We start from the raw sequence: 323 nt of genomic DNA, 5'->3' as shown, positions 1-323 counted from the left end.
TATTTATTGACAGTAATGTCAAGTCTTAGAGTGACCAAGCAGTAATTCATTTAGTTGAATTATTACGAAGTAATCTCTGAGCACCGCTTAACTTGTTTAAGCAAATCGAACTTTTAATTGAAGAGTTTGATCATGGCTCAGATTGAACGCTGGCGGCAGGCCTAACACATGCAAGTCGAGCGGCAGCGGGAAGTAGCTTGCTACTTTGCCGGCGAGCGGCGGACGGGTGAGTAATGTCTGGGAAACTGCCTGATGGAGGGGGATAACTACTGGAAACGGTAGCTAATACCGCATGACCTCGTAAGAGCAAAGTGGGGGACCTT

1 rRNA gene is annotated in these 323 nt (G+C 46.4%); it reads left to right on the top strand.

Going from position 1 to position 323, the window contains the following annotated elements:
- Positions 1-114: 114 nt before the first annotated feature.
- Positions 115-323: ribosomal RNA gene (locus ACM615_RS23785) — 16S ribosomal RNA — on the top strand; the annotation flags it as partial.

It is taken from the genome of Rahnella sp. PAMC25617, from assembly GCF_050606005.1.
GTDB classification, from domain to species: Bacteria; Pseudomonadota; Gammaproteobacteria; order Enterobacterales; family Enterobacteriaceae; genus Rahnella; species Rahnella variigena.
This window is presented reverse-complemented; position numbering and strand designations above follow the sequence as displayed.